Annotated in this window: 12 protein-coding genes; 1 reads left to right on the top strand and 11 read right to left on the bottom strand. The window is 73.5% G+C overall.

Going from position 1 to position 13,615, the window contains the following annotated elements; translation table 11 throughout:
* Window positions 1–45 precede the first annotated feature (45 nt).
* Genes ACW62_RS00635 through lnt form a run of 3 tightly spaced genes read right to left on the bottom strand, consistent with a single transcriptional unit; the run spans window position 46 to window position 2,800 of the window.
* The gene (locus ACW62_RS00635; RefSeq protein ID WP_083458978.1) at window positions 46–564 is read right to left on the bottom strand and encodes an FxsA family protein; all 519 of its coding nucleotides are present in this window, start codon (window positions 562–564) and stop codon (window positions 46–48) included.
* The gene (locus ACW62_RS00640) at window positions 561–1,304 is read right to left on the bottom strand and encodes a polyprenol monophosphomannose synthase (RefSeq protein ID WP_053202152.1); all 744 of its coding nucleotides are present in this window, start codon (window positions 1,302–1,304) and stop codon (window positions 561–563) included. The genes ACW62_RS00635 and ACW62_RS00640 overlap by 4 nt, the downstream gene beginning before the upstream one ends.
* A complete protein-coding gene (gene lnt, locus ACW62_RS00645; RefSeq protein ID WP_053202153.1) occupies window positions 1,301–2,800 on the bottom strand; it encodes an apolipoprotein N-acyltransferase in 1,500 nt (499 codons plus the stop codon). The genes ACW62_RS00640 and lnt overlap by 4 nt, the downstream gene beginning before the upstream one ends.
* A 663-nt stretch (window positions 2,801–3,463) precedes the next feature.
* On the opposite strand from lnt, the gene ACW62_RS00650 reads away from it, so the two are divergent.
* On the top strand, window positions 3,464–4,423 hold the full coding sequence (locus ACW62_RS00650) for a LysR family transcriptional regulator (RefSeq protein WP_053202154.1): 960 nt from the start codon (window positions 3,464–3,466) through the stop codon (window positions 4,421–4,423).
* 79 nt (window positions 4,424–4,502) lie between these two features.
* Here the strand turns inward: ACW62_RS00650 and ACW62_RS00655 are convergent, their stop codons facing one another.
* The 8 genes from ACW62_RS00655 to ACW62_RS00690 form a co-directional block, all read right to left on the bottom strand.
* On the bottom strand, window positions 4,503–5,684 hold the full coding sequence (locus tag ACW62_RS00655; protein ID WP_053202155.1) for a vWA domain-containing protein: 1,182 nt from the start codon (window positions 5,682–5,684) through the stop codon (window positions 4,503–4,505).
* 7 nt (window positions 5,685–5,691) lie between these two features.
* Window positions 5,692–6,378, bottom strand: coding sequence for an SRPBCC family protein (locus ACW62_RS00660; protein WP_053202156.1), 687 nt, complete (start codon window positions 6,376–6,378; stop codon window positions 5,692–5,694).
* A 20-nt stretch (window positions 6,379–6,398) separates the two neighbouring features.
* Window positions 6,399–7,259, bottom strand: coding sequence for an AAA family ATPase (locus tag ACW62_RS00665; RefSeq protein ID WP_053202157.1), 861 nt, complete (start codon window positions 7,257–7,259; stop codon window positions 6,399–6,401).
* Between the two features lie 3 nt (window positions 7,260–7,262).
* Window positions 7,263–8,147 (bottom strand): XdhC family protein, encoded by an 885-nt coding sequence (locus tag ACW62_RS00670; RefSeq protein ID WP_083458982.1) that lies wholly within the window; start codon window positions 8,145–8,147, stop codon window positions 7,263–7,265.
* Between the two features lie 11 nt (window positions 8,148–8,158).
* Window positions 8,159–10,552 carry an aerobic carbon-monoxide dehydrogenase large subunit gene (locus ACW62_RS00675; RefSeq protein WP_053202158.1) on the bottom strand — a complete coding sequence of 798 codons (2,394 nt, stop codon included), beginning with the start codon at window positions 10,550–10,552 and terminating at the stop codon, window positions 8,159–8,161.
* Window positions 10,549–11,055, bottom strand: coding sequence for a (2Fe-2S)-binding protein (locus ACW62_RS00680; protein WP_053202159.1), 507 nt, complete (start codon window positions 11,053–11,055; stop codon window positions 10,549–10,551). Before ACW62_RS00680 ends, ACW62_RS00675 begins: the two co-directional genes overlap by 4 nt.
* Before the next feature lies 1 nt (window position 11,056).
* Complete coding sequence (locus tag ACW62_RS00685; protein WP_053202160.1) at window positions 11,057–11,935, bottom strand: FAD binding domain-containing protein; 879 nt, start codon at window positions 11,933–11,935, stop codon at window positions 11,057–11,059.
* An 80-nt stretch (window positions 11,936–12,015) separates the two neighbouring features.
* Entirely contained in the window at window positions 12,016–13,611 is a 1,596-nt protein-coding gene (locus ACW62_RS00690; RefSeq protein ID WP_240477189.1) for an amidohydrolase, read from the bottom strand.
* Window positions 13,612–13,615 lie beyond the last annotated feature (4 nt).

Below are 13,615 nucleotides of genomic sequence, written 5' to 3' on the forward strand. Positions count from 1 at the left end.
TCCCCCGTTGGTTCCGGGGGCCGGGTGCGGTTCTGTGTGCGAAGGTCAGCGCTGGTCGTTCGGCAGGTCGGAGTCGACGACCTCGCCCTCGATGACGACGCCGTGCTGGACGCCCGAACCGCCCGGCCCGCCCGGTCCCCCGGGCCGGCCCAACCCGCCCATCCCCGGTCCGCGTCGGCCGGGGAACGTCCGGAACGCCGATGCCGCCAGCCGCCGCCCGACGCTGCGCCGGATCGGCGGTATCAGCAGCACGAGGCCGATGATGTCGGTGACGAAGCCCGGGAAGGTCAGCAGGACGCCGGAGAGGATGCGGGCGCCGGTGTCGGCCATGCGCGCCGACGTCGCCTCGACGGATTCGGGCTCGTCCTGCGGGAAGCGGCCGTCGGCGGCGGCAGCGCGCAGTTCCTGCCAGGCCCGCAGGCCCTCGACGCGCAGCAACGCGACGCCGAGGATGCTGGTGCCGAGCAGCAGGAGCAGCGCCCAGCCGAATCCGACCCAGTTGGCCACCAGGACCAGCGCGACCAGTTCGATCACGCCGAGGGCGAACGGGCCGAATCGTCTCACCGCCGGCTCCCTCCGACCAGGTCACGCAGCTGCCGGGCGCGGTGTGCCGCGCCCCACTGGGTGACCCGTAACAGGGCCTCGCGCACGATCTTGCCGTCCATTTTCGACTCTCCCTGCTCCCGCTCGACGAACGTGATCGGGACCTCGATGACCCGGAACCCGGCCCGGACGGCCCGCCACGCCATGTCGACCTGGAAGCAATAACCTTGCGACGCCACGCTGTCAATGTCCAGTTCGCGCAGGGCGGACGCCCGGTACGCGCGGTAGCCGCCGGTCGCGTCGCGTAGCCCCGTCCCGAGCGCCAGGCGGGTGTAGGTGTTCCCGATGCGCGAGATCGCCTGCCGTTTGTACGGCCAGTTAACGGTGCGCCCGCCGGGCACGTAGCGCGACCCGAGCACGAGGTCGGCGGTCTCGGCGGCGTGCAGCAGCAGCGGCAGTTCCTCGGGCTGGTGCGAGCCGTCGGCGTCCATCTCGACGAGGATGTCGTAGCCGCGCCCCAGCCCCCACCCGAAGCCGGCGACGTACGCGGCGCCGAGGCCCTGCTTGCCGGCGCGGTGCAGGACGTGGACGTGGTCGTCGAGCTCGGCCAGTTCGTCGGCGAGGGCGCCGGTGCCGTCGGGTGAGGCGTCGTCGACGACGAGCACGTGCGCGGCCGGGACGGCGGCGCGGGTGCGCTCGACGGTCTTGCCGATGGTCAGGGCCTCGTTGTAGGTCGGGATGACCACCAGGACGGTCGTCACGGCACTCCTGCCTCGACGGACGGCCGCGGCTCGTCGGCGACGGAGGCGCCGGCGCGCCGCGCGCGGCGGGCGTTGACGATGACGAACCCGGCGGCGCCCACGCCGAGCGCGGTGATGATCCACTCCGGCCAGGCGCCGATGCGCGTGGCCAGTGTGAGGCCGTCGGCCAGCGGGACGTCGGTGACGATGACGTCCTGGGTGAACAGCTCCGCGCGGTCCTGGACCGACCCGTCCGGCGCGACGACGGCGCTGACGCCGGCCAGCGCCGACACCAGCACCATGCGGCCGTGCTCGAACGCGCGCACCCGCGACTGCGCCAGCTGCTGCTCCGTCATCTCGGTGCGCCCGAACGTCGCGTTGTTGGTCTGCACGGAGAGGAACTGGCCGCCGTCGATGACGGCGTCGCGGACGATGCCGTCGAAGGCGACCTCGAAGCAGATGACGTTGCCGATGGTGGTGCCGCCGACGTCGAAGATGCCGACGGTGTCGCCGGGCAGGTGGTCGCGCGGCTGCTGGTTGACGGCGTCGGTGATGCGCTCGGCGATGGAGCGCATGGGGATGTACTCGCCGAACGGCATCGGGTGCCGTTTGACGTAGGTGTCGCCGGGCCCGGTCTCGGGGTCCCACAGGATCGACGTGTTGCGGACGTTGCGGCCGTCGTCGGTCGGGACGATCGCGCTGATCAGCGTCGGGACGCCGATGGCCCGCACCGCGCCGTCGATGGCCCGGTACGTGTCGGCGTCGTGGAACGGGCTGATGTCGGAGGAGTTCTCCGGCCACAGCACGACGTCGGGGCGCTCGACCCGGCCGGCGTCGATGTCGGCGGCCAGCTGCTCGGTCGCCTCGACGTGGTTGCGGGTGATGGCGCGCTTCTCGTCGTTGTAGGCCAGCCCCTCGGCCGGCACGTTGCCCTGCACGATCGCGACGGTGACGGTGTCGCCGTCGGGCGTCAACGGCTGGATGAGCAGCGGCGCGACGACGATCGCGGCGGCGCCCGCGGCGGCCGTGGCGCGCAGCCAGAGCCGTCGCTCGACGACCACCCAGGCGAGCAGGCCGCCGGCCAGCGCGACCGCGAACGACAGCCCGGGCGTGCCGCCCCACGAGGCCAGCCCCAGCATCGGGCCGTCGGCCTGCGAGAACGCCAGCTTGCCCCAGGTGAAGCCGCCGTACGGGAAGCGCCCGCGGATCGCCTCGTCGGCGATCCAGACCGCCGCGGTCCACAGCGGCCAGGCGGGCAGCCGCTGCACCAGCGTCAGGCCGAGCGCCAGCGGGATGAAGAACGCCGCCTCGAACAGGGCCAGGATCAGCCACGGGATCGGCCCGACCTCCATGCCGGTCCAGTCGAGCAGCGGCAGGAAGAACCCGGCGCCGAACAGGTAGCCCATCCCCGCGACGCGCTTCAGCGGCTGGTCGCGGACGAGCAGCGCGAACGCACCCGCGACGAGGATCGCGACGAACCAGAGGTCGTATGGCGGGAACGCGGCGATCAGGGACACGCCGAGGAGCGCGGCTCCTGCGTGTCGCCACAGGTGAGTCACGTTGTCCTGCTCCGTCCGACGTCCAGCGGCTGGCATGCGGCCGCGCCCGGCGCGGACCGACCCCGTCAAGTGTGCTGCCGATCGCGCGACGGTACAACGTGCACCCCGGGCCCGAAGTGCCCGGGGTGTGCCGGCCCAGCGTCCCAAGACAAGGACGCAGCCCGGCTCCGCCCTTCGGACCGGGCCGCGGACGCCGCTGGATGCGGCTCGCGGACCGTTGTCTACTGGGCGGGCCGGGCCCGACCTCGTCTCACCCCGTGCCGTTGCGGGCGACGTACAGACGGGTCGTGCGAGCAAGGGCCTGGCTCACGAAGGATGCCCGGCCCCTGCGTGGCAGGAACCGCCCCTCGACCCTTCTCGCGACGCCCGCCCGGACCGCCGGCCCGAACGGTTTCGTCCGCTGGTGGACTCTCGTGACTTTGCTGGATGGGTCGCCCGGGTGTCAAGCTACCGGTCGACCTGCGGAAACGCCCCTGCGCCGCTGGTCACGAACGACTGGATACACGGAAGTCGATCGAGAAACCTTGCGTTCTCACGGCGTGTCGTCAAGATCGAGACGGACATACCACACTGCGGACGATCAACCGGCCGGTGGAGCGCCACGAACGATAGCCTGGAACGGTGACGCCGACGCAGCTGCGGGCCTATCTCGCGGTCGTCCGGCTGGGCTCGGTCAAGCAGGCAGCGAGCGAGCTGTCCATCAGCGAGGCGGCCGTGTCGCTGCACGTCGGAAAGCTCCGCCGCGAGCTGGGCGACCAGCTGTTCCACCGCACGGCGGCCGGCCTCGCGTTCTCCCCCGGCGGGCTGCGGCTGGCCAGCCGGGCGGCCGAGCTGGTCGGCCTCCAGAACCGCACGATCCTCGAGGTCAGCCAGGCCGGCAACGGCCGGCGCCTGCTGCGTATCGCCGCGTCGAGCCTGTTCGCCGAGTACGCCGCACCCGGCCTGATCGACTTGTTCGCCGGCCGGGCCGACGACCTCAACGTCGAGCTCAGCGTGCACAACCCGCGGACGTTCGGCTCGCTGCTGCACACCCGCTCCGTCGACGTCGCCATCGGACCCCGGCCCAGCACCCTCGACGACTCGCTGCGCTGCACCCGCTTCCTGCAGTACCAGCTGGTCGCGGTGGTCGGGCCGAAGCATCCCCTGGCGTCGGTGGCGTCGCCGGGTGCGACTCAGCTGCGCGACCAGGTCTGGCTGCTCGGCCCGTCGGCGACGGCCGACACCGGCACCGTCCCGGCGCTGCTGCGGCGCCTGGGCGTGGCCGAGGAGCGGCAGCAGATCTTCCAGAGCCACGCCGCGGCCCTGGAGGAGGCCCAGCGCGGCCACGGCGTGGCGCTGGCGGTCTCGTACGCGGTGGCGCGCGACGTCGGCAGCGGGCGGCTGGTCCGCCTCGCCGGGCCGGCGGTGAGCGGCGACGGTGTGTGGGCCATTCTCACGCTTGCCGACAGCGGACGGGCGACCCCTGCGGCCGAGCTGGTCCGGTTCGTGACGACGCCGCGGGCCACACAGGCGATGCTCAAGGGCTCCGGCGTCCACGTCGGCCGGTTCCGCCCGTCCATCCACGTGACGCTCTGGAGCTGACTGCTCTGCCCGCCAGTGCGGCGGTGGGTCATGCTCGCCGCCAGAACCCCTCGTCGCCCGTGCCGACAGACGCGTCGCATCACCGATGCCGTCCGATGACGGCGATCGCGTCGGCCAGCGACCGGAACGTCCCGGCCGGCAGGAAGTCGTCGCAGTACGGGAGGGCGGCGGCCATGCTCGCGGCCGACGGGACGTAGCCGGAGGCGCCGGCCCTCGGGTTCAGCCACACCAGGCGGTGCGCCCGCCGGCGCAGCCGGGCCAGCACGGCCACCAGCTCGGCGGGCGGGGCGCTGTCCCAGCCGTCCGACGCGATGACGACGACGGCGCCGCGGGTGCTGTCCGCGTGGTGCGACGCCAGCAGCGCCCGCAGGCTGGCGGCGATGCGGGTGCCGCCGAACCGGTCGGCGACCTGGTCCGTGGCCCGGGCCACCGCCTCCTCCGGCGACCGCTGCGCCAGCACCGGCGTCAGCCGCGTGACCGTCGTCGCGAACGCGAACGCCTCCGCGCCGGCTCCGGGCGCGCCGGTCGCCAGGACCCGCATGAGGTGCAGGTACGCCGTCGCCTGCGCCCGCATCGACCCGCTGACGTCGCAGAGCAGCACGATCCGCCGCGGCCGCCGGGCCGGGCGCACCCGAACCAGCGTGACGGCCTCCCACCCGGTCCGCCGGGCCCGCGCGATCGTCGGCCGGACGGCGACCCGGTGCCCCGTGTGGTCGGCGACCAGCCGCCGCCCGCGCCGGGTCGGCCAGTCCGCCAGGGCGGTGCGCAGCCACTGACCCAGCAGCGCCAGTTCGCGGGCGTCCAGGTCCTCGAACGGGGCCTCCGGCAGCCCGGCCAGACCGCTGGGCAGCCGCTGCGGAACGGTGACCGGGCCGGGCTCGTCCGCAGGCGCCGACACCCGCGGCGGCGTCGCCCAGGGCAGGCCGCCGCCGTCGGCCCGTCCGGATACGCCGACGTCCGCCCCGAAGCCCTGGGCCGGCGGGAGTCGCGGGCCGTCCTGGCCGCGCTCCCCCATGTCCAGCTCGGTGTCCTCGAACACCGCCCGGAACACCGCGTCGAAGGCCGCCAGCTCGCCCTGGCGGCGCACCAGAGTGGTGCGGGCCGTCCAGTAGAGCCGTGACCGCGTGCGGGGCGGGCAGGCGGCCAGCGCCCGGACGAAGTCCTCGACGGCGGTCTGCCCGGCGGCGACGCCGTGCTCGCGCAGCCTGACGCCGAACGCCGTCGCGAACGCCGCCCGGTCCGTGCCGCGCAGCAACGTCATGACGGGGTCAGCGGCTGGCCAGGTACAGCACCAGGCCGACCAGCGCGATGAGGACGAGCACCAGCGGCACCGCCCGGCGGGCGATCGAGCCGCCGGCGACGCCCATGATGTCCAGCGGCTCGGGCTCCGCCGCCTCCGGTCGGGACGAGGCCGGCGTCGGCTCGGGCTGCGCGACCGGCTTCGGCTCCTGCGGCGTCGGCGGCGCGACCGGCCCGGCGACCGGCTCAGCAGCGGCCGCCGGAGCCGCCGGCGCGGCGCCCAGCTTCCCCTCCAGGCACTCGACGAACTGGCCGAGCAGCTTCGTCGACACCTCCTTGATCATGCCGCGGCCCAGCTGGGCGATCTTTCCGCTGATCCGCAGGTCGGTGTCGACCGTGACGACCGTCGAGTCGCCGTCGGGCCGGAGCTGGGCGACGATCTGGGCGGAGGCGTTGCCGGCGCCGCGGGAGTCGCGGCCGGACGCGCTGATGACGGCGCGGTGGACGGCGTCGTCCTTCTCGACGAACGTCGCGGTGCCGGCGTACTCGGACACGACGGGCCCGACCTTGACCCGCACCTTGCCCTGGTAGACGTCGCCGTCACGGCCGGTGAGCTGGGCGCCCGGCATGCATGGCGCGATGCCCTCGAGGTCGGTGAGCACCTCCCAGGCCCGCTCGACCGGCACGCCGACGGTGAACTCGTTGTCGATCTGCATGGATCCCTCCTGTCACCGGTTCACGCCAGCTCCTCGAACGCCGCCGCGATGGTCTGGCGGTCGTCCGGGGTCTTCGCGATGGCCGACAGCGTACGCACGGCGTCGGCCCGGACGAGGTCGGTCGCGCCGATCGACGACAACGCGGCCACCCAGTCGATGGTCTCGGCCATTCCGGGCGCCTTGTCCAGGTCGAGTGTGCGGACGCGGCCGATGAACTGGCTGGTGGACCCGATCAGCGGCTCGTTGGCCGACGGCACCGTCCGGCGCAGGATCTCGGCGGCCCGTTCCGGCGCCGGGAAGTCGATCCAGTGGTAGAGGCAGCGCCGGCGCAGGGCGTCGTGCAACTCGCGGCTGCGGTTCGACGTCAGGACCACGACGGGCGGGTGCACCGCGGTGTAGGTACCCAGCTCCGGGACGGTCACCGAGGCCTCGCCGAGGAACTCCAGCAGCAGCGCCTCGAACTCGTCGTCGGCGCGGTCGATCTCGTCGATGAGCAGTACCGGCGGGTCCGGCCCGGTGGCGCGGACGGCGGCCAGGATCGGCCGCTCGAGCAGGAACTCCTCGGTGAACAGGTCGGCGTCGGTGAGACGCTCGTGCCGCGACTCGGACAGCCTGATGGCCAGCAGTTGCCGCTGGTAGTTCCACTCGTAGAGCGCCTCGCCGGCGGTCAGGCCCTCGTAGCACTGCAGCCGCAGCAGCGGCGCGTCCAGCACCCGTGCGAGCGCCTTCGCGGCGGTGGTCTTGCCGACCCCCGGCTCGCCCTCCAGCAGTAGCGGCTGCCCGAGTTCGACGGCGAAGTAGATCGCGGTGGCCGTGCCGTCATCCACCAGGTAGTCGACGCGGTCGAGCCGGCGCCGCACCTCGTCGGGGTCGGCGAACAAGCGCTACCTCCCCGCCGTCCGGGCGTACCGGTCGCGACAGCCCGGCCCGCAGAACCAGACGTCCTCGCCGTCGACGACCAGGTGCGGGGTGTCCGGCCCGACGACGACGGTCATGCCGCAGACCGGGTCGACGGCTTCCCGCGGCGCTGTGGCCGCCGTCTCCTCCCGCGCCGGCACGGCCAGCCGCCCGGCCCGCACCTCCTGCACGATCTCGGCGAGGATCGACAGCGCGATCTCCGCCGCCGTCCGTGCGCCGATGTCCAGCCCGGCCGGCGTGCTGATACGGGCCCGTTCCTCGTCGGTGAGGGTGAGCTCGGCGAGCACGCCGGAGCCCCGCCGCGGGCTCGCGACCAGCCCGATCCACCCGACGCCGGCGTCCAGCGCGGCCCGGATGGCGGCCGGCTCGTCGCCGCCGTGGCCGGCGAGCACCAGCGCCGTCGGCGGCACCGGAGACTCGGCCCGCACCATCTCGAACCCGAGCGCCGCGCCCAGCTCGACCAGCGCGGCGGCGATCGGCGAGCCGCCGACGACCCGCACCAGCGGTCGCGGCAGCCGTGGCTGCAGGAAGATCTCCATCGCGCCTCCGGACAGGCACGGGTTGACGACAACGCGTGCACCGGGTGTCTCCGGAAACGCCCCCGCGTTCTCCGGCAGCACCCGCAGCAGCACGCTCTCGCCGTCGCGGATGGCGCCGAGCGCGGCGGCCCGCACCGAGTTCTCGGTGCACTGCCCGCCGACGAACCCCTCGATCGTGCCGTCGGCCAGGATGATGGCGTCGTCGCCGGCCCGCGCCGAGGCCGGGACCTGGGCGCGGACCACGGTCGCGTGGACGAACGGGATCCGGCCGGCGAGCAGCTCGACGGCCCGGTCCTCGATCGCGGTGGTCACGGCCGGCTCCGTCAGATCGGCGGGCGGGCCTGGCCGCGCATGGCGTCCCAGACCCGCGACGGGGTCAGCGGCATGTCGGCGTGCCGGACGCCGAACGGCGCGAGCGCGTCGACGACGGCGTTGACGATGGCCGGTGGCGAACCCACCGTCGCCGACTCCCCCACGCCCTTGGCGCCGATCGGATGGTGCGGCGACGGCGTCACGGTGAAGCCGGTCTCCCAGTCGGGCACCTCCATCGCGGTGGGCAGCAGGTAGTCCATCAGGGACCCGCCGAGGCAGTTGCCGTCCTCGTCGAACGCGATGATCTCCATCAGCGCCATGCCGACACCGTCGGTGAGGCCGCCGTGGACCTGGCCCTCGATGATCATCGGGTTGATCCGGGTGCCGCAGTCGTCGACGGCGACGAACCGGCGCACCTTCACCTGCGCGGTCCCCGGATCGACGTCCACGACGCAGATGTAGGCGCCGTGCGGGTAGGTGAGGTTCGGTGGGTTGTAGGTGATCTGCGCCTCCAACGCGCCTTCGTACCCCTCGGGCAGGTCGCCGGCGCCGTGCGCCCGCATGGCGATGTCCTGGATGGTCACCGCGGCACTCGGGTCGCCGGCGACGTGGAAGGACCCCTTGTCCCAGATGAGGTCGTCGGCGGACACCTCGAGCATGCCGGACGCGACGATGCGGGCCTTGTCCCGCACCTTCCGGGCCACCAGCGCCGCCGCGGCGCCCGACACGGGCGTGGAGCGGCTGCCGTAGGTGCCCAGGCCGAACGGCGTGTTGTCGGTGTCGCCATGGACGACGTCGACGTCGGCGGGCGGGATACCCAGCTCCTCGCCGACGATCTGCGCGAACGTCGTCTCGTGCCCCTGACCCTGGCTCTGCACCGACAGCCGGACCACGGCCTTCCCGGTCGGGTGCACCCGCAGCTCGCAGCTGTCGGCCATGCCGAGGCCGAGGATGTCCATGTGCTTGCGCGGCCCGGCGCCGACGGCCTCGGTGAAGAACGAGACGCCGATGCCCATCAGCTCGCCGCGGGCCCGCTTCTCCGCCTGCTCGCGGCGCAGCTGCTCGTAGCCGGCCAGCCGCATCGCCTCGCGCATGGTCGGCTCGTAGTTGCCGGAGTCGTACACCCAGCCGGTCTTCGTCGTGTAAGGGAACTGCTCGGGCTTGATGAAGTTCTTCAGCCGCAGCTCCACCGGGTCCATCGCCAGCTCGGCGGCGAGGCAGTCGACGATCCGCTCGACGAGGTAGACGGCCTCGGTGATGCGGAACGAGCACGCGTACGCGACGCCGCCGGGCGCCTTGTTCGTGTAGACGGCTGTCATGTGGCAGTAGGCGGCCTCGAGGTCGTAGCTGCCGGTGAAGACGCCGAAGAAGCCGGCCGGGTACTTCACCGGCGCCGCCGTGCCGTTGAACGCGCCGTGGTCGGCCAGGACGTGGGTGCGGATGCCGAGGATGCGGCCGTCGCGGGTGGCGGCGATCTCACCACGCATGACGTAGTCGCGGGCGAACCCGGTGCTCACCAGGTTCTCCGACCGGTCCTCCATCCACTTCACCGGCTTGCCCGTGACGATCGAGCCGACGACCGCGCACACGTACCCCGGGTAGATGGGCACCTTGTTGCCGAATCCGCCGCCGAGGTCCGGCGAGATGACCCGGATCTTGTGCTCCGGCAGCCCGGCGACGATCGCGTACAGCGTCCGGTGCGCGTGCGGCGCCTGGGTGGTCGACCACAGCGTCAACCGGCCCTCGACCGGGTCGAAGTCGGCCACCGCGCCGCAGGTCTCCATCGGCGCCGGGTGCACGCGCGGGTACACGAGGTCCTGCTCGACGACGACGTCCGCCGTCGCGAACACCGCCTCGGTGGCGGCGGCGTCGCCGGTCTCCCAGTCGAAGCAGTGGTTGTCGGTCTTGCCCTCGATGTCGTCGCGGATGACCGGCGCGCCTTCTTCCAGCGCGCGGCGGACGTCGACGACGGGGTCGAGGATGTCGTACTCGACCTCGATCAGCTCCAGCGCGTCGCGGGCGGAGTAGCGGTCCTCGGCCACGACGAACGCGACCTCCTGGCCCTGGAACCGCACCTTGTCCGTCACCAGGACGGCCTGGACGTCGTTGGACAGCGTGGGCATCCAGGCCAGCTTCAGGCCCTCCAGCGTGGCGCCGGTGACGACGGCCTTCACCTTCGGGTGCGCCTCGGCGGCGGTGGTGTCGATGCTGACCAGCCGCGCGTGCGCGACCGGCGCCCGCAGGATGGCCAGGTGCAGCATGCCCGGCAGCTGGACGTCGTCGACGTAGTTGCCGCGGCCGCGGACGAACCGCGGGTCCTCCTTGCGCAGCATGCGGCCGTGCCCGACCGGGTGCTGGTCGTTGTCCTCGAAGCCGGCCGGCTTGTGATCGTCGACGGTGGTCACGGCGCACCTCCGGTGGTGGTGGCCGCGGGCGCCTCGGCGCGGTCCGCCTCGTACGCCGCCGCCCAGCGGACCGATCGGACGATGGTGGCGTAGCCGGTGCACCGGCAGATCTGGCCGCTGATCGCCTCGCGGATCTCGTCCGGCGACGGGTCCGGGTTCTCGTTCAGCAGGGCGCGCGCCGTCATCATCATGCCGGGGGTGCAGAAGCCGCACTGCAGGCCGTGGCACTCCATGAAGCCGCGCTGGACGGGGTCCAGCTCGCCGTTCTGCGCGAGCCCCTCGACGGTGCGGACCTCGTGGCCGCCGGCCATCGCTGCGAGCATGGTGCACGACTTCACCGGCTTCTCGTCGACCCAGACGACGCAGGTGCCGCAGTTGCTGGTGTCGCAGCCCCAGTGCGTGCCCGTCAGGCCGAGCACGTCGCGCAGGAAGTGCACCAGCAGCAGCCGGCCCTCGATCTCGCGCGTGACCTCCTCGCCGTTCACCGTCATCGAGACCTGCATGTCAGCCCCTTTCCCGCGCGCGCTCGACCGACCGGCGCAGCGCCCGTTTCGTCAGCTCACCGGCGAGGTGCCGCTTGTACTCCTCGCTGCCGCGCATGTCGGTGTCCGGGCGGCAGCCCTGGGCGGCGAGCCGGCCGGCCTCGTCGTACAGCTCCTCCGAAGGGTCGCGGCCGGTGAGGGCCGCGGAGATCTCCGGCAGGCCCGTCGTGTTCGGGCCGACGGCGGCCAGCCCGACCCGGGCGTCGGCGATGCGCCCGTCCGCGTCGAGCCAGACCGCGGCGCCGGCGGAGACGACCGCCCAGTCGCCGGCCCGCCGCTCGACCTTCTCGAACGCGCTGCCGCCGCCCCCGCGCACCGGGAACCTGATCTCGGTGAGGATCTCGTCGTCGCCGACGGCGGTCTCGTACGGGCCGCGGTGGAACTCCGTCATCGAGACGACCCGCTCACCGTCGCGGCCGCGGATGACGCAGCGTGCGCCGACCGTCGTGCACACCGCGGACAGGTCCTCGGACGGGTCCGCCTGGCACAGCGACCCGCCGAGCGTCCCCCAGTTCCGCACCACCGGGTCGGCGATCACCTTCTCGGCGTCGCGGAAGATCGGGAAGGCCTCCGCGAGCTCGTCGGACTCGAGCAGTTCACGGTGCCGGGTCAGCGCCCCGATGCGGATCTCGTCGTGCCTCACCTCGACGTAGCCGAGCTCATCGTGCAGGTCGTTGATGTCGATGAGGTACTCGAAGTTCGCCAGGCGCAGCTTCATCATCGGCAGCAGGCTGTGGCCGCCGGCCACCAGGCGGGCGCTGCTGCCCAGTCGTTCCAGCAGGCCGATGGCGTGATCGACGCTGGTGGCTCGCTCGTACTCGAACGGCGCGGGTACCTGCATGCCGGACCCCCTCGTCCCGTGCTGATGGAATCAGCACACGCCCGGATCGCGGGGATGTCAACGGCGACCTAATCGATCGCTTAAGTCCCCGGGTCCGCGTACGCGGTGCGGCCGCGGACGACCGTGCGCAGGCAGCGCGGCAGCGGCACGTCCGGCGAGAGGTCCGGCAGCCCCGGCACGCCGGCCCGCGGATCCGTCGACCAGGCCGCGACCCGCTCGTCCGGCGCCTGGACGACCAGCTCGTACGGGACCTCCCAGACGGCGAAGGACGCCCGCATACCGGGCGCCAGCACGCCCGCGTCCTCGACCCGCGCGGCCCGCCAGCCGCCCCTCGTCGCGGCCGAGAACGCCGCGCGGGCGCTGATGCGCTGCGACGGTGTCCGGTGCTGCGACGCCGCGCGCACCGTCTCCCAGCCGGCCAGCGGCGTCACCGGCGAGTCGGAGCCGAACGCGAGCAGGACCCCGGCCCGCGCCATCGCGGCGAACGGGTTCAGCGCCACGCCGCGCGCCGGGCCGAGCCGCTCGACGTACATGCCGTCCGGGCCGCCCCACAGTGCGTCGAACGCCGGCTGCACGCTGGCGGCGACGCCGAGGCGGGCCAGCTCGGCGATCAGCAGGTCGTCGATCATCTCGACGTGCTCCAGCCGATGCCGCGACCCCACGACCGCGGCCAGCCCGCACACCTCGGCGGCGGCCGCGATGGCCTGGACGGCCGTCCGGACCGCTTCGTCGCCGATGCAGTGGAAGCCGGCCTGGATGCCGGCCCGGGTGGACGCGACGACGTGCTCCGTGGCGGTCTCCAGATCGAGGTAGGCCCGGCCACGTTCTCCCGGTGCGTCCGCGTAGGGGGCGGAGAGCCGGGCGCTGCGCGAGCCGATCGAGCCGTCCAGGTTGAGGTCGCCGGCCGCGCCCGCCGCGCCGAGCGCCTGCGCCTCGCCGACCGCCGTCGCGCCCCAGTAGCCGATGACGTCCGGCAGACCGGGCGTGGCGCCGAGTGCGAGGACGGCGGTGAAGTCGGCGGGGTCGCTGATGAGCGGCGAACCGATCTCGTGCACGGCGCCGATGCCCAGCGACGCGGCGTGCCGCAGCGCCTGCTCGCGCAGCTCGGCCATCCGCCCCGCGGGGACGGCGGAGCGGGCCGCCTGGCGGGCCCGGTGGTGGGCGTCGCGGCGGACCAGGCCCGCGTCGTAGCCGTCGGCGCGGGCGATGGAGCGGTCGGCGGCGAGCAGCGTGCCGGAGACGGCGGCCGTGTGGACGTCGCGGCGGGCGAGGTAGACGGGCGTGCCGTTGCTCGCCTGGTCGAGCTCGCCGGGGGTGGGCGCGCCGCCGTCCGGCCAGCCGTCCTCCTCCCAGCCGAAGCCGAGGACGACCTCGCCCGGTCGTTCCTTCGACCGTCGCGCGACCAGGTCGAGCAGCGCCGTCCGTCCGGTCGCTGCGGTGAGGTCGAGCCCGTCGCGGGCCAGGCCGGTCTCCGTCAGGTGCACGTGCGCGTCGACGAACGCGGGCGCGACCAGCGCGTCCCCCAGATCGACGACCTCGTCGGCCGCGTCCAGGTGGGTCCGCGCGGCGCCGTCCGCGCCCACCCAGGCGACAGTCTCGTCCACCACCAGCATCGCGGTGGCGAACGGGTCGGCGGGGCTGTGGATGCGGCCGTTGCGGTAGAGCGTCGTCGTCACCCCG

Origin of the sequence: Jiangella muralis (assembly GCF_001270745.1) — a bacterium.
Lineage (GTDB): Bacteria > Actinomycetota > Actinomycetes > Jiangellales > Jiangellaceae > Jiangella > Jiangella muralis.